Origin of the sequence: Bacillus sp. SB49 (genome assembly GCF_000469135.2) — a bacterium.
Lineage (GTDB): Bacteria > Bacillota > Bacilli > Bacillales > Halobacillaceae > Halobacillus.
Genome location: NZ_CP048117.1, coordinates 3,325,443 through 3,344,766 on the forward strand (window position 1 = coordinate 3,325,443; position 19,324 = coordinate 3,344,766).

Genomic DNA, 19,324 nt, shown 5'->3' on the forward strand with positions numbered 1-19,324 from the left:
AACCCGGGAATCGACATCTTGTCATTTATCCAGACAAAGACCGACGCCATAAAAGGATTGACGGTTCCGAAGTCTCAAAGATAAGGAAATAATTACATGAACATAAACAACCGCAAGAGCAAGAGTCCCTTCCCCTGTGAAGAATATCTCTGCGACATACTAAAAAGCCCTCCCGGCAAGGCCGGGAGGGCTTCCTTTTAAAATTATAAAGAGGAATAGTTAAGGGTTTGATACAAAGGGAAACGGGAAGTAAGTTCACGGACACGCGTTTCCGCTTCCTTCATCTTCTCCGTATCTTCATGGTGATCCAGAGTGAAAGCGATCAAGTCAGCGATCTCTTTCATCTCTTCTTCCCTGAAGCCTCTGCTTGTTACCGCTGCCGTACCTACGCGGATACCGCTGGTAACGAACGGGCTTTCCGGATCGAAAGGAATGCCGTTCTTGTTCGTTGTGATTCCGATCTCATCAAGAGCCTTCTCGACAACTTTACCGGTCAGATTCTTACTGCGAAGATCAAGAAGCAGTAAGTGGTTATCCGTACCGCCGGAAACGAGATCGACTCCTTTTTCCGTAAGGGATGCAGCAAGCTGTTTCGCATTGGCGATGACTTGACGGGAATACTCTTTGAATTCCGGCTGCAGGGCTTCTTTAAAGGATACAGCTTTGGCTGCGATGACATGCATCAAAGGACCGCCCTGCATACCAGGGAAAACGTTCTTATCGATTTGTTTGGCGAACTCTTCGATACACAGAACCATGCCGCCTCGCGGACCACGAAGAGTTTTGTGTGTTGTCGTCGTTACGAAATGAGCGTGAGGTACCGGGTTCGGGTGAAGACCGGAAGCTACAAGACCGGCGATGTGAGCCATGTCGACCATCAAGTAGGCACCGACTTCATCAGCAATTTCACGGAACTTGGCAAAGTCGATCTCACGAGGGTAAGCACTCGCACCAGCTACAATCAGCTTCGGTTTCACTTCTTTTGCTTTAGCAAGGACAGCATCATAATCGATACGTTGACCTTCTTCATCTACCCCGTACTCTTCAAAGTTGTACAACTTCCCACTGAAGTTGACAGGGCTGCCGTGTGTCAGGTGACCGCCGTGGTTCAGGTTCATACCAAGAACCGTATCACCAGGCTCCAATATAGTGAAGTAAACAGCCATGTTCGCCTGTGCACCGGAGTGCGGCTGTACGTTAACGTGCTCGGCACCGAACAACTCTTTCACACGATCACGGGCAAGGTTCTCCACAACATCCACGTGTTCACAACCGCCGTAATAACGACGTCCAGGATACCCTTCCGCGTACTTGTTGGTAAGAACAGATCCCATAGCCTCCATAACGGCTTCGGAAACAAAGTTTTCTGATGCAATCAATTCAATATTGTCCTGTTGGCGCCCTTTTTCATCCTGAATAGCTGAAAAAACCTCTGCGTCTACTGATTTAACATGATTCATTGTCAAAACTTTCCCCTTTCCATTCCTTTAATCACAAGAACCTTCTTCTGCAACCCTCTCATAAACAGCTCTAGCCCCGCCAATCAGAGGAGGACGTGTTGTGGCAGCTGTAATATGTGCCCGGCCAATGGATTTCTGCGCGATCCGGAGCGGTACGGCTACCCGCTTCAAGTGCATCCCGATCAGAGTGTCTCCGATATCAAGTCCGCCTGAAGCTTCGATTCTTTCCACCAAGACCGGATCCTCCATATGCTTGTACGCATACGATGCCATCGATCCACCGGCTTTAGGAACCGGGACCGCAGCGACTTCCATTAAGCGGTACTTTTCCATAACTGGACGTTCGACGACTAATGCTCGGTTCAAGTGCTCACAACATTGGAAAGCAAGCTCCGACTCCCCGGCACGCCGAAACTGCTGTAATTCTTTAAAGACGACCTCCGCAATCGCTTCGCTTCCGGATGTACCGATCCGTTCCCCGGCGATTTCGCTCGTTGAACAACCGATGACAAATACCCCTCGTCGGATGGAACCACCCTCTAACAATTGCTCCGCTGTCTTACGGACATCTTCCTGCACAGCATGTACATCTACCATCTCATCCACCTCCTGGCAGAACTATGAAAAAAGAGAAGCACCATACCGCTCCTCTTTTTTGTCAGCTTCCGCTTTTGACGGCATCCGCTTTTCTACATCCCATTGTATTACTTATTTTCGTATTCGGCAATCTTACTTATGCGAGTTTTGTGCCGACCCGCCTCAAAATTTGTCGAAACCCAGGTTTTTGCGATTTCCCTCGCCAATCCCGGACCAATAACACGTTCTCCCATACAAAGAACGTTAGAATCATTATGCTCCCGCGTTACCTTTGCCGTGAACAGATCATGGACCAGCGCAGCCCGGATTCCTTTCACTTTATTGGCAGCAATGGACATGCCGATTCCTGTGCCACAGATCAGAATTCCCTTGTCGAATTCTCCATCCGCAATCCGCTTCGCAGCCGGAATGGCATAATCCGGATAATCGACGGAACCTTCACAGTCGCACCCTATATCCTCGAATTCTATTTCCAACTCTTCCAGAACACCCGCCACTTCCTTACGCAGGTTGACTCCACCATGGTCAGAGGCAAGGATTACTCTCATCTACGACACTCCTATCTTTCATTAATATTATATCTAATCGTGCCAGTTTCCATTATAGGTGTCAATCCTGCCGACGACCAGCACCACAACTACTGTTTTTTGTCCACAAAAAAAGACTTGAGCACTCTCAAGCCTTGTCGCCCTGCCATTTCGCTACAAGCAGGTCCAAATATTTTTCAATCTCATCCCTTGTCGATCTGTAAATATGGATACTGCCTCCGAAGGGGTCGGATATATTGAGATCCGGCAGTTCTTCCTCTAGACTCTTGATCTCTTCGATCTCCTGCTGCAATTCCTCGTATAAACGCTGCTCAAGCTCTTGGGGATCAGAGTGGTCTTCAGAAGCATTTCTCAGCAGAATCGACCGCTTCTCTTCAAAGCTGCTGTATAGATCCTTGAGTCGGTTCCACTTGTTCTCATCCAATACCACATATTCTTTTAACGTAAAGTATTTATCTTGGTGATAAGGATACTGCAATGCTAAGGTCTGCTTGTGACGATCCGTCATCGTCAACACTATGTCCGCCCATTCCAGCAGATCATCATCCACGTTAACCGCTTGATGATTCATCGTCAAATCTTTCTCTTTCAGAACCAGTTCCGAATTCTTCGCCAATGGTTCTCCCTTGCCTGCAAATATTCCGGCGGAGCGGACCTCACCTTTGTCCCATTTTGACTTTAACAGCGCTTCAGCCATCGGACTTCGGCAAGTATTACCAGTACATACAAATAATATATTCATAGCCATTCTTCTCCTAACCAATAGTCCGTTTTCTCCATAATAGCACAGGTATAGGCAACTCGAAAAACATGTCAAAATATGGCACTTAATCCGAGTACACACAGAATGCTTCCCCCGAGCAATTCACTGGATGTTCCCAACAAGCTTCCGGCCCTCCGACCGATCACGAATCCTGCCCATGTCAATAACATACTGAACAAACCGAACGACAATACGGAAAGGATAACTTCCGCATCCCTCAAACCAAGACTGAAACCGACAGGAAAGCTGTCGATGCTCACACTTAAAGCGAACAACCACAACCCTACTCCCGTGATTCGATAGGAGACCGAGTGCTTTTCGGTAAAAGAAGCGAAAACCGTGTAGGCTCCAAGACCAAATAACATGACTCCGCCGGCAAAGGCTGCAAACTCACTCGCCGTTCCAGAAAGCCATTGACCGAGGACCATCCCGAGTCCCGGCATTAATATATGGAAGGCTCCGATGACAATGCCCGCAAAGAACGCATGCTTCAGACGGACGGCTTGCATTCCCATCCCCAACGAAACAGAGAATGCGTCCAACCCTAAAGCAATCGATAACAAAACTAGCGAAACCAGCTGTTCCAACTGTTCATCCTCCTCCTCGGACATGCTGTATCATCGTATGCCGAGAAAAGGAGGGGTATGTTAGTTCTGAGAGAGTTTCTTCGTGGACGCTTTTGTCAACCGGTTCATGACAGCAGCTCCAACACCTGTTTCCGGGAATGTTTCACAAAGAATGACATCGACGTCGGCTTCTTTGAATTCCCGAAGCGCCTGATACAAATGAACGGCGATTTGTTTCACGTCGGTTCTCGACCCACAAGCAATAACGCGGGAGTGATCCAGTTTCTGCGCCAGTTCCCGGCTGGCTATGACTCCAACACGAAGCCCCTTCGCTTTCTCCTTTTGAAGGCAGGAAAGAAAGAAATCATCCTCTCCATCCACAAGCCATAGCGGAGCTTCCGGTGCGTAATGGGTATATTTCATGCCCGGGGATTTAGGCTTTTCCGTCTCGTTCGCTAAGGCGGGATCGACAATCACTTCTGAAAGAATGCGCTCAAGATCCTCTTTCGTTATCCCACCTGGGCGAAGGATAATTGGTACTTCCGTCGTACAATCGACAACCGTGGACTCCACACCGACTCCGGTAGCTCCTCCATCTATAATACCGGCTATTCTGCCGTCTAAATCCTGACGAACATGCCCAGCAAGCGTAGGGCTCGGCCTTCCGGAACGGTTGGCACTTGGAGCAGCAAGCGGAAGGCGGGATGCTTTAATAAGCGAAGCAGCCACCGGATGATCCGGCATGCGGATACCGATGGATGATAATCCTGCTGTCACGTTATCCGCAGCTGTGCCGTTGCTTTTCATGATCAGGGTGAGAGGTCCGGGCCAGAAAGCATCCATCAGACGTTCAGCAACGGGAGGGATTTCAGATACAAGGCCCTTCACTTGAGCTCGATCAGCGACATGGACGATCAAAGGATTATCCGAAGGTCTGCCTTTCGCATCGAATATGCGCTGAACAGCAGCTTCCTTTGTTGCATCCGCTCCCAGTCCATACACCGTTTCTGTTGGAAAAGCGACGACCTCCCCCGATTGAAGCAGACGTGCCGCCTCTTCGATCGCTTCATCTGTTACCGCCGGTTGCTCCGGCATTGTCCACATTTTTGTATCCATCTCATCTGTACTCCTTTTTCCTACCTTACTCGATCGTGATTTACTAGTCTCTATTATGAATAATTCAACAAAATATCGCAAATATAGACATTATTCACAAGATGCCCCCAACTTACCCACAATATTGTCCACATATCCAAAGAATCCGTTAGTTTGAAAGCGTGTGAATAAAAAATAATCCACACGTTATACACAGAAAAATGAGTCGTTGTGTATAAGTGTGGTACTTACCCACAGTCACTTGTTATTAACCTCATAAATCCACACGCCTGATTCGACAGAGTCCCGTTGAAAGGATTGGTGCTGCAACAAGAAATCCAGCGTTTCCGAATGACTTTCTACGAGAAGCGCTCGAAGATCCGTTTCCTTTACGTATTTTTGTATCAATTCAAACACTGCAAGCAGGTGTCCAGGCTTTACCTCTCTACTGACCTGCAGGCGTTCCAGCTTTCCAATACCGGCCGGTAACCGGCGTATGTGGAAGCTTCCGATACTTCCGTTTTGCCCTTTGATCTGATAGGAATCCCTCTCTGTTTTCTCAATATACATACAAAACACACCCCTTTTGCTTTCTATTCTATGAAAAGGGGTGTGCCTGCTATGCTAGGAAAAGATATTTTCCCATATTTCTACGACAAAGAATTTCACTTCTTTCTCTTCTTCCGTCGTCTCTTTCATCGTTTCTTCTTCCGCAATCGCTTCCAGCTGATCCGCTTCTGATTCTTCTATCGGTGTTTCTTCTTCCGCCGCTACGCTCGTGCCGTCTGAGAAGTCAAGGAAACACATCGGAGGGAATAAAACGCACCACCAGTTGTCCCCTTCCCCTTCTCCAAGCGTAATGAGAATTGCTTCATACTCCCCCGCCGGATAAATGAACGGTCCATACAGCTTCGTCGGGAATGTAACATTCTTTCCATAATCGACGTGATAGGTTTGTTCCACCCCATTATCCTCCAACGTCTGAGCAACGATTGCCTCGAGTTCAGGGAGACGGTCCTGTATAAGCTGACGCGCCGCTTCGATTGATGTCAATTCTTCCACCCATTCCGTAATCTCTGCATTAACGCGGTCCCTGACCTCGCGCTTCAACGCTTGGGCTTCCGGCGCATTACTGTCCGCCAATATTCTCAATCGGATCGCTTCATCCGGAATCACTTGATAGTTCTCTCCTGTTTGATCAGCATCCGTTCTCTGTCCCCATGGCAATACGATAAGAATGATAGATAAGGATAATAATAGCAGCCACGCGTTTTTCATTTCCATTCCCCCTGTACTCTACTAGTCGCTAGTATAGTCAGAGGAGCGGAACTTTAAACAGGCTGATCTATGAATCTGGGATCTTCACATACGCATACAAGGCGCAAACGCGAACACCATGCGGTCTCTGCCATTTATATCTTTTTTCATCTCAACATTATATGTTGGAAAAGCCGTCGCCAGCAGCTCTTTCACCTGCGGCCCCTGTTGGTAACCGATCTCGAAAGCTATACATTTCGGTAGTTGTCTACATGTGGATAACTGTTCAACGATCGTCAAGTAGGCTGCCAATCCGTTCTTATCGGCGAACAAAGCCAATTCAGGATCAAAATCCACAACCGTATCAGCCATTTCTCCTTTTTCCTCCCAAGCTATATAAGGAGGGTTGGAAAGGAGGATATCCACTTCTACATCCATTAATGGTTGATAGAAATTCCCTTTATGAAACGTGACGTCCGCTCCGAGCGCCTGCGCGTTTTCAGAAGCTACTTTAAGCGCGGCTTCTGAAATATCCACTGCATGAACAGTACTTCCCGGTATTTCCAGCGCCGCTGTAACAGCGATAACGCCGCTTCCTGTACCGATATCGGCGATACGGGGATTCTTCATGCCGCAGCTTTCCACAATACCGATGATCCCATGCACCAACTCTTCCGTCTCCGGACGGGGAATGAGCACATGACGGTCGACTTTGAATTCTCTGCCGTAGAACGGAGCCGTGCCGATCAAGTGCTGTACCGGTACTCCCGTTTCCGCATGAGCCAGAACCGAGCGGACAAATGCCTCCCGGTGCTCTTCTGGAAATGGATCGGTCTCAAACGCCATCAGCTTGGCCCGCGACCAGCCGAACAAATCTTCCAACAGCATGTCAGCGACTCTCGTTTCTCTGTCCCTGTCCCGCAAAAAAGAAGAAGCCCAGCGGCGGGCTTCTTGAATCGTCGTAAAAGCAGGCTGCATATCATTCACCGAGCTGTTCCAACTTCTTCGCTTGTTCTTCCATCAGTAAAGCGTCAATAATTTCACTCATGTTCCCCTGCAGTACCTGATCGAGCTTCTGTAACGTCAATCCAATTCGGTGATCCGTCACTCGCGTCTGCGGGAAATTGTAAGTGCGGATACGTTCAGAACGGTCGCCGGTTCCTACCGCTGACTTCCGACTCTCATCATATTCTGCCTGCGCTTCCTGCTGGAATTTATCATAAATACGAGCACGAAGTACTTTCATCGCTTTTTCCTTGTTCTTAATCTGTGACTTCTCATCCTGAATGGACACAACGATCCCTGTAGGTTCATGAGTCAAACGTACAGCGGACATCGTTGTATTGACACTCTGCCCTCCCGGTCCACTTGACGCGAAGGTATCAACACGAATGTCCTTATCATGGATTTCCACTTCCACTTCTTCCGCTTCCGGCATGACGACGACCGTTGCAGTCGAGGTGTGAATCCTTCCGCCTGATTCCGTTTCAGGGACACGCTGCACACGGTGCGCACCGTTCTCAAACTTCAGCTTGGAGTAAGCCATGTTTCCATTAACCATGAAGATGATCTCCTTGTAACCACCAACATCACTCGGGTTGGCTTCCAAAACCTCCGTCTTCCAGCCTTGAGATTCCGCATAACGCGCATACATGCGGTATAAATCCCCGGCAAACAGAGAAGCCTCGTCTCCACCGGCAGCTCCACGCACTTCCATAATAACGTTCTTATCATCGTTTGGATCTTTCGGCAGCATCAGAACTTTCAGGCGTTCTTCAAGTTCCTGCTTCTGTCCGGACAATTCTCTGATTTCTTCTTTTACCATTTCCGTCATATCCGCATCCGACTCATCATCGAGCATCGCCTTTGCATCAGCAAGCTGCTCTGTCACTTCTTTATATTCACGGTAAGCATCGACAGTCGCCTGCAGACCAGACTGTTCCTTCGAGTATTCCCGAAGTTTATTTGTATCTGAAATGACCTCAGGATCACTTAACAATTCATTTAACTTCTCGTAACGATCTTCCAGCGTTTGTAAACGTTCGATCAATGATATGCACCTCTTTCTCCATAACATTCTAATTATATTATAGAGTAATCCCTGTTACAACCGGACATCCGCCCTCATGACGAGGAAACCCGATACACATGTGTACCGGGTTTGAAGGTCTTCCTTCTCTTACTTGATTTTCACGTGAACATCGTATCTTGGTACGGCTTGGAATACGGCTTCCTGTATCTGTTTCTTCCATTCCGAAAGTTCCGAATCACTCATGTCCGCTTCCCCGTCGATATCAACCGTCACCCACGCATCTCCCGCTTCAAGGATGATCCGTTTCACATCGACGCCGGGCAGCTGTTGAACCGCTTCTTTCATGTTTTCCCGATCCTGCTTCAACCCCCATGTATAACCAACCTTGTCGATGGAACGGGGATTTTCCGTATCACGGGTCACTTCATTGTTCATGCCCATGTTTTCAATATCGTCTCTGCTTGTCATTCCTTGATATTTATCTCCCTGCTGCAGACCGCAGGCAGCTCCGACAACAAGAATAACCAAGAGACTTATATATACCTTCCACATACCTTCACCTTCTTTTTACCGATAGTTTCTCCGGTTCAGGCGTGGATATGTAGATTTTTTACAAACAATTGTTTCACCCTGACCTGCGCATGCCTGTTCGTCGTTTCGGTTCTGTCACATACTGACGAAGCCCTTCACATAAGTCGGCATATTCCAAACACATCCGGTAGACAGGGTCCTCCTTCGAGCCTGTCAGTAACAGACATTCTTCCGCACTGGTCCTGCACACTTCCGCGCAGGATAGACACAGCTCGTCTTTCATATGGCTGCCTTTCTCCACCACTTCCGCTGCATACTTGAAGGCATTCATACATTCTTCCAACAGATTCGCTTTCACCAGAATGGAACTACTCTGATGTCTCATGGTATCTCCCTTCCTCCCTATGATGACCACCTACCATCAGAATATCACAATACCTCCCACAATAAACGACAGCGAGCACATCGACAATTATAAAAAAGACAGCCGGATTCCAGCTGTCTTCTCTTCTGTCAATTTATTGTTTTTTCTTCATAAACGGCTTCCACATCACGCTGCCGCGGCTTATTCGGAACTTCATGATGGTGGCGGCACCTTGGTTCGTAGGATTCTGATGCACCTACCAGAATGATCGGATCATCATACGAAGCCGGTTCACCGTCAATCAGACGCTGGGTACGGCTTGCCGGAGATCCACAGACGGGACAGATCGCATTCAGCTTCGTCACACTTTCACTGAGCGCCATCAATTCCGGCATCTTGCCGAATGGCTCACCTCTGAAATCTGTATCCAGACCGGCAACGATGACGCGTATGCCGCGGTCCGCCAGACATTCAACGACTTCGACGATATGCTCATCAAAGAACTGGATTTCATCAATACCGACGACGTCCACATCATCCGTCACATGCTTCAGGATTGCAAGCGAACTTTCAATGGGACGAGCCATGATCGATGTACCATTATGACTGACTACAGCATCCTCCTTGTAGCGATTGTCGATGGCAGGTTTATAAACACGAACGGTCAAATGACCGAAAGTCGCCCGCCTCACTCGTCGAATCAATTCTTCAGACTTTCCGCTGAACATACTTCCACAGATGAGTTCCACCCATCCACTCTGCTTCATTACATACACGTCACTGTCGCTCCCTTCTCATAAATCAAGAAAATCCATAAAAGGAAAAAGCCACGGCAGACGGCATATCCACCTTCCATGCACCTGGACCGTCCTGCCGAAAGATGCTGCCGGCTCCCGTGTCGCTTTTCCTTCTATTCCCATGTATCAACCGACTACCATAAAAAAAGAGCCACCCCGATCAGCCCCGATGAATCGGCGGCAATACTTCACCAAGGACAGCCCTTCCTATATATCAAACCGGATACAGGTCACACAAAGCTCCCTACACCCCTATTTTTTGACAAAAAAACAGGCAAACCTCTGAGACAATTTGCCTGTTTTTGTTCAAAATGATGAAATCTCCCCCGAAACGAGGGAGTATCATAATTATGAAAGGTTATATTTCTTCTTGAAGCGATCCACACGGCCGCCAGCTTTGTCAGCTTTCTGCTTACCTGTGTAGAACGGGTGAGACGCAGAACTAATCTCTACGCGGATCAATGGATAAGTGTTTCCATCTTCCCACTCGATTGTTTCTTCAGAAGTCTTAGTAGATCCTGTTAGAAACTTGAAATTAGAACTTGTGTCTAGGAATACGACTTTACGGTATTCTGGATGAATTCCTGCTTTCATGTTCTTCCACTCCTTTTTGCCCTGAATCCTTAGGAAACAGAGTTATTGTAAGAGCCGTCGAAGGTTCGTGATAACACCTTGTACTGAAACTCACATAGAATGATTATAACAGGGGGACTACCCCTTTGCAACAGCTAATGACAATTATCTGATTGTTGACAGAAAGTACCTTGAAAGAGAATCAGCGGCGGGTCGTCGCTTTCCCTTTCATGTCCTTATCCATCATATCGAAGAACTCTTCATTGTTCTTCGATGCTCTCAAACGGCGGAGGAGGCGGTCGGCGAAGTCATGGGAATCCGACATCGTCTTCCGGATCGCCCACAGCTTGTCCAGGTGTGCTTTAGGAAGCAGCAATTCTTCCTTCCTTGTGCCGGAACGCGGGATGTCGATTGCAGGAAAGATCCGGCGTTCGGCAAGAGAACGGTCGAGATGAAGCTCCATGTTTCCTGTCCCTTTGAATTCCTCATAAATGACGTCATCCATTCGGGACCCCGTATCTACAAGAGCCGTCGCAAGAATCGTCAAGCTTCCACCCTCTTCTATATTACGCGCGGCACCGAAGAATCGCTTCGGACGGTGGAAGGCGGCAGGATCTATACCGCCGGAAAGCGTCCGGCCACTCGGCGGAATGACAAGGTTATAGGCGCGTGCAAGACGCGTGATACTGTCCATAAGCACGATGACATCCCGCTTATGTTCAACAAGACGCATGGCACGCTCTAATACTAATTCTGATACTTTAATATGATTTTCCGGAACTTCATCGAATGTGGAACTGACAACATCGACATCAGGAGCGACGGAACGCTCGATATCCGTGACCTCTTCCGGACGCTCGTCTACAAGCAGAATGATCAGCTTGGCATCGGGATGATTCGTAGAGATGCTGTTAGCCATCTGCTTAAGGAGCATGGTTTTCCCTGCTTTCGGAGGTGCAACGATCAAACCACGCTGCCCATATCCGACAGGAGACACGAGATCCATAATCCTTGTTGAGAGCTTCTTCGTATCTGTCTCCAGCTTCATGTGCCGGTCCGGATACAGCGGAGTCAACGCCGGGAAGTGGACACGCTCTTTCGCAGAATCAGGGTCTTCCCCATTGACGGCGTCTACATGAAGAAGTCCATAATAGCGCTCGTTTTCTTTCGGAGGACGGACTTTTCCTGATACTTTATCTCCGTTTCGCAAATCGAAACGACGGATTTGGGAAGCCGAAATATAGATATCCTCCGCACTAGGAGAATAGTTGATTGGACGCAGGAATCCGAAACCTTCCGAAGGGATGATCTCCAATACCCCATCCATGAACAGAAAGCCGTCTTTCTCTGCCTGGGCTTTCAAAATCGCAAAGATCAGCTCCCGCTTTGTCAATTTGGCGTAATAGGATACTTTATATTGGCGGGCTTTCTCATAAAGTCCTTTGAGTGTCATAGTTTCTAAGCTGGAGATAGTTAAATCTGCCACGTAATCACCACTTTTTTATTTTTACTTTCGCAAGAATCCACTGGAGATAAGGTCGGTTTCACACGGAAACGGTCCCCTCCTTCAGATGATCCCTGAATATCAATAACGAGTTCCCGGACGATCCGGAACATTTGGAAAAAGTTGAATAAGGGCCTTGATCATCCCCACGAGCTGCAGCTCATTCATTCAGTTTAGAAAACGACTTTTCAAATAGATTAAGATGAAAAGAAGAAGCAGGAGAAGTGATAGGAAGTAGACGTACATACACAGAAGCTTCCAGAGGTTGATATCAAGTTCCTTAATCGCTATCAAACATCCTTTATTGTACTCCTGTCATTATACAGATTCAATGGCAATTTAAGAAATATTAAAGAGGGATAAATAATTGTAGAATAAGAGGAAGCCGCACCCCTACGGCTCCCTCTGATGGTCGTTCGATTTATGAACTTTGGAACTGTTCTATTTCTTCTTCGGACATTTCTTCGTACCAGACCTTGGCTCCCAAATCGATCAGCTTATTTGTGATATTTTCATATCCTCTTTCGATATGATCAACACCGGTTATTTCCGTAATTCCGTCTGCCATCAACCCAGCGATGACAAGAGCGGCACCGGCACGAAGATCCGTCGCTTTGACTTTAGCCCCCTGAAGAGTGGAAGGGCCGGTCACGATGGCCGAACCTCCTTCTACTTTGATGGAGGCATTCATACGCCGCAGCTCATCCACATGCTTGAAACGGGCCTGATAAATCGTATCTGTCACGACTCCGGTCCCTTCCGTCTGTGTAAGCAGCGTCGTGAAAGGTTGTTGGAGATCCGTCGGGAAACCCGGGTAGACAAGCGTTTTAATATCCACACTTTTCAATTTCTTACCAGGTCGGATATACAACTGCTCGTCATTCTCCTCAATGGTCACACCCATTTCCCTCAGCTTCGCCAACAACGACTCCAAATGTTGAGGAATGACGTTATCAATGATCATTTCCTCTCCTTGAGCAGCTGCCATAATCGTGTACGTACCAGCTTCGATACGATCCGGAATAATGGTATGCAGACAGCCGTTCAGCTGATCCACCCCTTCAATCCGGATGACATCCGTGCCGGCACCTTTGATTTTCGCACCCATACTCGTAAGCAGCGTAGCTACATCAATAATCTCTGGTTCTTTCGCAGCGTTCTCGATAACCGTTTTACCTTTAGCCTTTACGGCAGCAAGCATGATGTTGATTGTAGCACCGACGCTGACGACGTCAAGATAGATACGGGCACCCCGCAGCTCTTTGGCACGCAAATAGATCGCGCCTTGTTCATTAGTGACTTCCGCACCGAGCGCTTCAAACCCTTTAATATGCTGATCGATCGGACGCGGGCCAAGATGACAGCCGCCCGGAAGACCAATGACCGCTTTATTGAAACGGCCGAGCATGGCGCCCATGAAATAATAAGAGGCGCGCAATTTTTTTACTTTTCCGTTCGGCAGCGGCATGTCCACCATTTTAGATGGGTCGATATGCAGCGTCCGCCCTTGACGTTGGACGGTACCACCGATCTCTTCCAATAAATCTGACAATATCCCAACATCAGAGATGTCAGGCAGTCCCTCGATCGTCACAGGCGTCTCTGCTAAAATAGCAGCCGGCAAGAGCGCGACAGCACTGTTCTTCGCTCCGCTTACCCTCACCTGTCCACGAAGGCGGGTCCCACCTTCCACTAGTAGTTTATGCATGAAAAACTCCTCGCTTTAAGGTAAAGATTTATGACCTTAGTATGTGCATGTTTTTCCAAAAAACACTTATTTATTATATTTATTCCAGTCGTTCTTGAACTTCTCGATGCCCTGATCCGTAAGCGGATGCTTGACGATCTGCTGGAACACCTGAAACGGTACTGTAGCAATATGAGCCCCGTGCTCGGCGGCTTCCGTCACATGGACAGGGTGCCGGACGGAAGCGGCAATAATTTCTGTATCAATGGAATGGAGATCGAATATCTCTGAAATTTGAGCGATCAGTTCTACTCCGTTATGACCGATATCATCCAGACGTCCGAGGAAGGGGGATACATAAGATGCCCCGGCGCGAGCGGCAAGAAGCGCCTGATTGGCAGAAAAGATCAGCGTCACGTTCGTTTTTATACTCAAATCACTGAACGCTTTTACAGCCTTCAGACCTTCCAGCGTCATAGGCACTTTGATAGTGATGTTCGGAGCGATGGCGGCTAGTTCCTTCCCTTCCGCAATCATACCTTCCGCATCTTCAGCCATGACTTCAGCACTGACCGATCCTTCTACTTCTTCCGTAATTTCACGCAGGCGGTCATGGAAGGATACCCCTTCTTTAGCCACAAGACTTGGATTAGTCGTTACCCCGGCCAGGATTCCTAAAGCGTTCGCGTTACGGATATCATCTATATTCGCTGTATCGATGAAAAATTTCATATTCCCACTCCTCTTCCTTTATATAGTAGATCGGGCATAAGGAAACAATGTCGAATGATGGCGTTTTCATCCATGATGAAAAGGAAACCGCTACATCGTAGCGGCTTCCTTGCTGATAGTTGTTACGCTTTTTGAGAAGAACCGAACTCACGCATTTTACCGATGACAGTAGCCTTGATTGCATCACGGCCAGGTCCTAGGTATTTACGAGGATCGTATTGTTCCGGTTGCTCCGCAAGTACTTCGCGGACAGCCTTCGCTTGAGAAATTTGGTTCTCTGTGTTCACGTTGATCTTAGCTGTACCGAAAGAGATAGCTTTCTTGATATCAGCAGTCGGGATACCTGTACCACCGTGAAGAACTAGAGGCTTGTCTACAAGACCCATGATTTCTTCCATGCGCTCGAAGCCAAGGTTAGGCTCACCCTTGTATGGTCCGTGTACAGAACCAAGTGCAGGTGCGAATACGTCAACGTTTGTTTCGTCTACCAATTGCTTACATTCAGATGGAATCGCGTACGCTGCTTCCGCGTCATCTACGATAAGATCGTCTTCTTGTCCACCTACGCGGCCAAGCTCTGCTTCAACAGAAACGCCGTGGATGTGTGCAAGTTCAACTACTTTTTTCGTTACAGCAATGTTTTCTTCCAACGGATCGTGGGAAGCATCGATCATTACAGAAGTGAATCCAGCATGGATTGCTTCTGCACATTTTTCGAAGCTGGAACCGTGGTCAAGGTGAATCGCTACAGGTACAGTCGTACCGTAAGCTTTCATAAGTGCTTTCACCATGTCTACGACTACGTTGAAACCACCCATGTAACGGGCTGCTCCTTCAGATACACCAAGGATTACCGGAGACTTTTCTTCTTCTGCTGCTTGAAGAATCGCCTGCGCATATTCTAGGTTATTAAGGTTGAACTGTCCTACACCGTAGCGTTCTTCCTTAGCTTTTTCTAGCATTTCTTTCATTGATACTAATGGCATGAAAGATATCCTCCTTTAAATAACGTGCATTCCTATTTACAAGTCTGTTTCCATACGAAAACACACCATGTAAGTTTGGTTACAGTATTAGAATACCAATACCCTTCTTATGGTGCAACAGGAGGAGGTTTATATAGCGCTTACATCGAGAAAAAAGTCATAATCACGCCTGAACCAAGGTCCCATTAACCAATTCTTTCAAATTATGGATGTCAAAAGGCTTCTCTATGATATGGGTAACGAATGGGAAATTTATTTCTTTTTCGACGCTGTCTTTGGAAGAACCTGTAATGATCATGACGGATGAATCGTACTCACGTTCGTTCAGATAAGACAGAACATCCCTGCCATGCATGACCGGCAGGTTATAGTCCATGATGATTAGATCGAAGTTTTTCTTCTTCGTACAGTCACAGGCTTCTTTACCTGTTTTGGCGGAAGTGACGGCATACCCTTCCGCTTTTAATATTTCTTCCAGCAGAAGCCGTATTCCTGGTTGGTCGTCCACGATCAGGATGCTGTTTGTCATTCTTTTCCCTGCCTTCCCTGTTTAAGTCTCTGCCTAACCCTAATTCCTTTATTTTCTCTAGATATGTACATTCGAGAAGTCCCGCTCATTTTCCTGCATGCAAGGGGTAATAGAAGAAAATATACTTCTGTGCAGAAGAAAACGAACGACCCTCCATTCTTTTGCCAAGATTGGAGGGTCGTTCGGATGTTTTTCAAGATTCCCAGAGCCCTTGCCTGGATGGGTTCGGACTTATGGAAGCTTTCTCTTACTGATTTGTCTTCATTGCAGCCCCGATAAAGCCGTGGAAAAGCTCTTGCGGGCGTGTAGGGCGAGATTTAAATTCCGGGTGGAACTGACTCGCCACGAACCAAGGATGATCTTCGACCTCAATAATTTCAACAAGGCGGCCGTCCGGGCTTGTACCGGAGAACTTGAAGCCTTTGGCCTCCATTTGCTCTCTGTAATGGTTATTGAACTCAAAGCGGTGACGGTGACGCTCGTAGACGACTTCCTCTCCGTATGCTTCCATTGCTCTTGTACCCGGCTGCAGACGGGATGGGTAAATACCAAGACGGAGTGTGCCGCCAAGGTCGGAGATATCTTTCTGCTCTGGAAGCAGGTCGATGATCGGGTGTTCCGTAGCAGGATCAATTTCTGCAGAATGCGCTCCCTTAAGACCAAGCACGTTACGGGCAAATTCAACGGTAGCCAACTGCATACCCAGACAGATACCGAGGAAAGGAATACGCTCTTCACGAGCATAGCGGATGGCATCAATTTTTCCTTCAATACCACGATCTCCGAATCCACCGGGAACGAGGATACCGTCAACTGCCGACAAGTATTCCGCAACGTTTGATTCATTCAAGTCTTCGGAATTGACCCATTTCACATCAATGTCGGAATCATAGCCGTAGCCTGCGTGCTTCAATGCTTCGACGACAGAGATATAAGCGTCAGGAAGCTCGACGTACTTCCCTACCAAAGCAATCGTCGTCTTATGCTGCAGATTCTTCACGCGGTCGATCAACTCATTCCATTCTTTCATATCCGCCGGAGGACAAGACAAGCCGAAATGATCCAATGTCAGCTGATCAAGGTTCTGTTCTTGAAGCGTAATCGGTATTTGGTAAAGCGTCTCTGCGTCGCCTGCTTCAATGACTGCATTCTTATTAATGTCACAGAAAAGCGCGATTTTCTCCTTCATATCTTCAGAAATAGGCATTTCCGTACGCAAAACAATGACATCCGGCTGAATTCCAAGAGAACGGAGCTCTTTTACACTGTGCTGTGTCGGTTTCGTCTTCATTTCTCCTGCCGCTTTCAAATATGGTACAAGCGTACAGTGAAGGTACATAACATTATCACGGCCGATATCGCTCTTAATCTGACGGATCGCTTCAAGGAATGGAAGAGATTCGATATCCCCTACTGTACCGCCGATTTCCGTGATGACGACGTCTGCATTCGTTTCGTGCCCTGCACGGAAGACCTTGTCCTTAATTTCGTTGGTGATATGTGGAATGACCTGGACGGTTCCACCGAGGTAGTCTCCACGACGTTCTTTCTTAATGACGTTGGAATAAACTTTACCAGTCGTCACATTGCTGAATTTATTCAGATTGATATCGATGAAGCGCTCGTAGTGACCAAGGTCAAGGTCTGTCTCTGCACCGTCATCGGTTACGAAAACTTCTCCGTGCTGATACGGGCTCATCGTTCCCGGATCGACGTTGATATAAGGGTCAAACTTCTGAATCGTCACTTTCAAGCCTCTGTTTTTAAGCAGACGCCCTAGTGATGCAGCCGTAATCCCTTTCCCTAATGATGAAACGACACCGCCGGTTACAAAAATGTACTTTGTTGCCACGTTGAATCCCTCTTTCTCTATTTGTCTTTTTAGTTATTGACTAATAAGCGATTTTGATAAGGGGTATAAAAAAGAAAATACGGGAGCATGCCATGTCCCGGTATCTTCCGCTGTTCTGTTGTTTTCCATGCAAAAAATAAAAAACGCTCCCCGGTCCGGGGAGCGTTTGGAATTTCGTTTCGGAAATTAAAGAGCCCAAATAAGATTGTACTGATATGACTTTTAAAAGTCAACCACTTATCTGTCGTCTTCTTCATCCTCATCGCCAATGAAGCTGATGTCATCCTCTACAATCTCTTCTTCTTCTTCATCGAGGTCATCTTCTTCATAGTCGCCTTCGAAATCGTCATCGTCCTCATCCAAATCTAGATCTTCGTCTGTCAGTTCCAGATCTTCTTCTAAATCTTCATCTTCTTCATTATCATCGAATTCAGAAATGCCAAGCTCATCTTCCAGCAGCTTGGATGGTTTCTTTTTCTTCTTCTTTTTACGCTTCTGTGGAAGACTGGCAATTTCTTCTTCCATTTGTTCTACAGGATACCAGCGCTTCAGCCCCCAACGGTTCGTTCCGATCGTCATGAATTGACCATCGACGTTGATGTCTGTGTAGAACTGCGCGATGTACTGCTCTTTCTGCGCTTCTGTAAATCCTTTAATTTTGGCGATACGATTGAACATCTCGTTGAAATCGATCGCTTCTCTTTCTTCTTCCAATATAATAGTAGCCAGTTCAATCATGGATATTTCATCAATTTGCTCTTGGCTAAAGTCTTTTAAGCTCACGGTCCAGCACTCCTTTAAATAGACAGAATAGAATAAATGACCTCTTAGGCATACGAATCACATTTAATCATACCATCCATTATATGATTTGCCCGTATAAAAATCAAATTGCTTTTACGACTCTTTATCTATTACCTTTTGTAGCCAACTTCACATAAATATAAACCCTGGAAGCAGGATAAAGCTTAGTTACACTTGGTATTCGCGCTTTATTTCCATTATAATTAAACCGATATGGGGGCTGCCTCTTTGCGAAGCGCCCTGAGCGACCGGAACCTCTCTATCGTATCATTCCCCGGGTTACGTTCTATCCCCATCATTTATGTAAAGGAGAGACGCAGTATGAAAACACACCCATTTAACTGGATCGCAACCATCATCTTCGTCATCGCTGCAGGCATCTGGTTGTTCACGAACTACGGCCTCGTCCATTCCAAGCATTTGGAGGAAGCGGTGATCACAGGGAAATCCCATACGGATGACGGATATTTCGTCATCGTCGATGATAAGAAGCTCCACGTCAAAGATACGAGCACATGGATGCTGCTGGAAGAAGGCGAAACGTATAATCTGACGTATGAATGGTATGGAATAAAGAAACCTTACGTGAAAGAAGTCAATCAACCTCACGACGACGATCAAGTCGGAGGCCACTAATAAATATCGCC

General features: G+C 47.2%; 22 protein-coding genes. 1 reads left to right on the forward strand and 21 read right to left on the reverse strand.

The genetic code is table 11. From position 1 onward, the window contains the following. Positions 1–203 precede the first annotated feature (203 nt). The 21 genes from glyA to rpoE all read right to left on the reverse strand — a co-directional run bounded on the left by glyA (position 204) and on the right by rpoE (position 18,656). Entirely contained in the window at positions 204–1,460 is a 1,257-nt protein-coding gene (gene glyA / locus M662_RS17365) for a serine hydroxymethyltransferase (RefSeq protein ID WP_008632329.1), read from the reverse strand. Positions 1,461–1,487: 27 nt separating this feature from the next. After that, entirely contained in the window at positions 1,488–2,057 is a 570-nt protein-coding gene (locus tag M662_RS17370; RefSeq protein WP_026577870.1) for a TIGR01440 family protein, read from the reverse strand. Positions 2,058–2,164: 107 nt separating this feature from the next. Beyond that, a complete protein-coding gene (gene rpiB, locus M662_RS17375; RefSeq protein ID WP_008632322.1) occupies positions 2,165–2,605 on the reverse strand; it encodes a ribose 5-phosphate isomerase B in 441 nt (146 codons plus the stop codon). Between the two features lie 127 nt (positions 2,606–2,732). Beyond that, complete coding sequence (locus M662_RS17380) at positions 2,733–3,347, reverse strand: low molecular weight protein arginine phosphatase (RefSeq protein ID WP_008632320.1); 615 nt, start codon at positions 3,345–3,347, stop codon at positions 2,733–2,735. Positions 3,348–3,418: 71 nt separating this feature from the next. Further along, positions 3,419–3,955: a manganese efflux pump MntP gene (locus M662_RS17385; protein WP_008632318.1), complete on the reverse strand. Its 537-nt coding sequence runs from the start codon at positions 3,953–3,955 to the stop codon at positions 3,419–3,421. A gap of 60 nt (positions 3,956–4,015) precedes the next feature. Then, positions 4,016–5,050, reverse strand: a complete 1,035-nt coding sequence (locus M662_RS17390; protein ID WP_026577869.1) for an L-threonylcarbamoyladenylate synthase — start codon at positions 5,048–5,050, stop codon at positions 4,016–4,018. Between the two features lie 237 nt (positions 5,051–5,287). Beyond that, complete coding sequence (locus M662_RS17395; protein ID WP_008632314.1) at positions 5,288–5,599, reverse strand: hypothetical protein; 312 nt, start codon at positions 5,597–5,599, stop codon at positions 5,288–5,290. 54 nt (positions 5,600–5,653) lie between these two features. After that, positions 5,654–6,307, reverse strand: coding sequence for a stage II sporulation protein R (gene spoIIR / locus M662_RS17400; RefSeq protein WP_008632313.1), 654 nt, complete (start codon positions 6,305–6,307; stop codon positions 5,654–5,656). Between the two features lie 84 nt (positions 6,308–6,391). Next, positions 6,392–7,264: a peptide chain release factor N(5)-glutamine methyltransferase gene (prmC, locus tag M662_RS17405; RefSeq protein ID WP_035388149.1), complete on the reverse strand. Its 873-nt coding sequence runs from the start codon at positions 7,262–7,264 to the stop codon at positions 6,392–6,394. Between the two features lies 1 nt (position 7,265). Then, positions 7,266–8,336, reverse strand: a complete 1,071-nt coding sequence (prfA, locus tag M662_RS17410) for a peptide chain release factor 1 (RefSeq protein WP_008632311.1) — start codon at positions 8,334–8,336, stop codon at positions 7,266–7,268. 129 nt (positions 8,337–8,465) lie between these two features. After that, positions 8,466–8,870, reverse strand: a complete 405-nt coding sequence (locus M662_RS17415; protein WP_026577866.1) for a hypothetical protein — start codon at positions 8,868–8,870, stop codon at positions 8,466–8,468. A gap of 73 nt (positions 8,871–8,943) precedes the next feature. Further along, on the reverse strand, positions 8,944–9,234 hold the full coding sequence (locus tag M662_RS17420) for a four-helix bundle copper-binding protein (RefSeq protein WP_026577865.1): 291 nt from the start codon (positions 9,232–9,234) through the stop codon (positions 8,944–8,946). 128 nt (positions 9,235–9,362) lie between these two features. Beyond that, positions 9,363–9,989 carry a thymidine kinase gene (locus M662_RS17425; RefSeq protein ID WP_008632306.1) on the reverse strand — a complete coding sequence of 209 codons (627 nt, stop codon included), beginning with the start codon at positions 9,987–9,989 and terminating at the stop codon, positions 9,363–9,365. Positions 9,990–10,358: 369 nt separating this feature from the next. Next, positions 10,359–10,604 (reverse strand): type B 50S ribosomal protein L31, encoded by a 246-nt coding sequence (locus M662_RS17430; protein ID WP_008632303.1) that lies wholly within the window; start codon positions 10,602–10,604, stop codon positions 10,359–10,361. A gap of 181 nt (positions 10,605–10,785) precedes the next feature. Then, the gene (gene rho / locus M662_RS17435; protein WP_008632301.1) at positions 10,786–12,069 is read right to left on the reverse strand and encodes a transcription termination factor Rho; all 1,284 of its coding nucleotides are present in this window, start codon (positions 12,067–12,069) and stop codon (positions 10,786–10,788) included. 439 nt (positions 12,070–12,508) lie between these two features. Then, positions 12,509–13,795, reverse strand: a complete 1,287-nt coding sequence (locus M662_RS17440; RefSeq protein ID WP_008632299.1) for a UDP-N-acetylglucosamine 1-carboxyvinyltransferase — start codon at positions 13,793–13,795, stop codon at positions 12,509–12,511. Between the two features lie 66 nt (positions 13,796–13,861). Then, on the reverse strand, positions 13,862–14,506 hold the full coding sequence (fsa, locus tag M662_RS17445) for a fructose-6-phosphate aldolase (RefSeq protein WP_026577864.1): 645 nt from the start codon (positions 14,504–14,506) through the stop codon (positions 13,862–13,864). Positions 14,507–14,628: 122 nt separating this feature from the next. After that, on the reverse strand, positions 14,629–15,492 hold the full coding sequence (gene fba, locus M662_RS17450) for a class II fructose-1,6-bisphosphate aldolase (protein WP_008632295.1): 864 nt from the start codon (positions 15,490–15,492) through the stop codon (positions 14,629–14,631). 163 nt (positions 15,493–15,655) lie between these two features. Continuing rightward, a complete protein-coding gene (locus tag M662_RS17455) occupies positions 15,656–16,021 on the reverse strand; it encodes a response regulator (RefSeq protein WP_008632294.1) in 366 nt (121 codons plus the stop codon). Positions 16,022–16,268: 247 nt separating this feature from the next. Beyond that, positions 16,269–17,873 carry a CTP synthase gene (locus tag M662_RS17460; RefSeq protein ID WP_026577863.1) on the reverse strand — a complete coding sequence of 535 codons (1,605 nt, stop codon included), beginning with the start codon at positions 17,871–17,873 and terminating at the stop codon, positions 16,269–16,271. 237 nt (positions 17,874–18,110) lie between these two features. Next, positions 18,111–18,656, reverse strand: a complete 546-nt coding sequence (rpoE, locus tag M662_RS17465; protein ID WP_008632292.1) for a DNA-directed RNA polymerase subunit delta — start codon at positions 18,654–18,656, stop codon at positions 18,111–18,113. Between the two features lie 342 nt (positions 18,657–18,998). On the opposite strand from rpoE, the gene M662_RS17470 reads away from it, so the two are divergent. Continuing rightward, positions 18,999–19,313, forward strand: a complete 315-nt coding sequence (locus tag M662_RS17470) for a hypothetical protein (protein WP_008632291.1) — start codon at positions 18,999–19,001, stop codon at positions 19,311–19,313. Positions 19,314–19,324 lie beyond the last annotated feature (11 nt).

Excerpts from the sequence above, each read along its gene's own strand:
- glyA (WP_008632329.1), bottom strand. The coding sequence starts at position 1,460 with ATGAATCATGTTAAATCAGTAGACGCAGAGGTTTTTTCAGCTATTCAG.
- M662_RS17370 (WP_026577870.1), bottom strand. The coding sequence starts at position 2,057 with ATGGTAGATGTACATGCTGTGCAGGAAGATGTCCGTAAGACAGCGGAG.
- rpiB (WP_008632322.1), bottom strand. The coding sequence starts at position 2,605 with ATGAGAGTAATCCTTGCCTCTGACCATGGTGGAGTCAACCTGCGTAAG.
- M662_RS17380 (WP_008632320.1), bottom strand. The coding sequence starts at position 3,347 with ATGAATATATTATTTGTATGTACTGGTAATACTTGCCGAAGTCCGATG.
- M662_RS17390 (WP_026577869.1), bottom strand. The coding sequence starts at position 5,050 with ATGGATACAAAAATGTGGACAATGCCGGAGCAACCGGCGGTAACAGAT.
- M662_RS17395 (WP_008632314.1), bottom strand. The coding sequence starts at position 5,599 with ATGTATATTGAGAAAACAGAGAGGGATTCCTATCAGATCAAAGGGCAA.
- spoIIR (WP_008632313.1), bottom strand. The coding sequence starts at position 6,307 with ATGAAAAACGCGTGGCTGCTATTATTATCCTTATCTATCATTCTTATC.
- prmC (WP_035388149.1), bottom strand. The coding sequence starts at position 7,264 with ATGCAGCCTGCTTTTACGACGATTCAAGAAGCCCGCCGCTGGGCTTCT.
- M662_RS17415 (WP_026577866.1), bottom strand. The coding sequence starts at position 8,870 with ATGTGGAAGGTATATATAAGTCTCTTGGTTATTCTTGTTGTCGGAGCT.
- M662_RS17420 (WP_026577865.1), bottom strand. The coding sequence starts at position 9,234 with ATGAGACATCAGAGTAGTTCCATTCTGGTGAAAGCGAATCTGTTGGAA.
- M662_RS17430 (WP_008632303.1), bottom strand. The coding sequence starts at position 10,604 with ATGAAAGCAGGAATTCATCCAGAATACCGTAAAGTCGTATTCCTAGAC.
- M662_RS17440 (WP_008632299.1), bottom strand. The coding sequence starts at position 13,795 with ATGCATAAACTACTAGTGGAAGGTGGGACCCGCCTTCGTGGACAGGTG.
- fsa (WP_026577864.1), bottom strand. The coding sequence starts at position 14,506 with ATGAAATTTTTCATCGATACAGCGAATATAGATGATATCCGTAACGCG.
- fba (WP_008632295.1), bottom strand. The coding sequence starts at position 15,492 with ATGCCATTAGTATCAATGAAAGAAATGCTAGAAAAAGCTAAGGAAGAA.
- M662_RS17455 (WP_008632294.1), bottom strand. The coding sequence starts at position 16,021 with ATGACAAACAGCATCCTGATCGTGGACGACCAACCAGGAATACGGCTT.
- M662_RS17470 (WP_008632291.1), top strand. The coding sequence starts at position 18,999 with ATGAAAACACACCCATTTAACTGGATCGCAACCATCATCTTCGTCATC.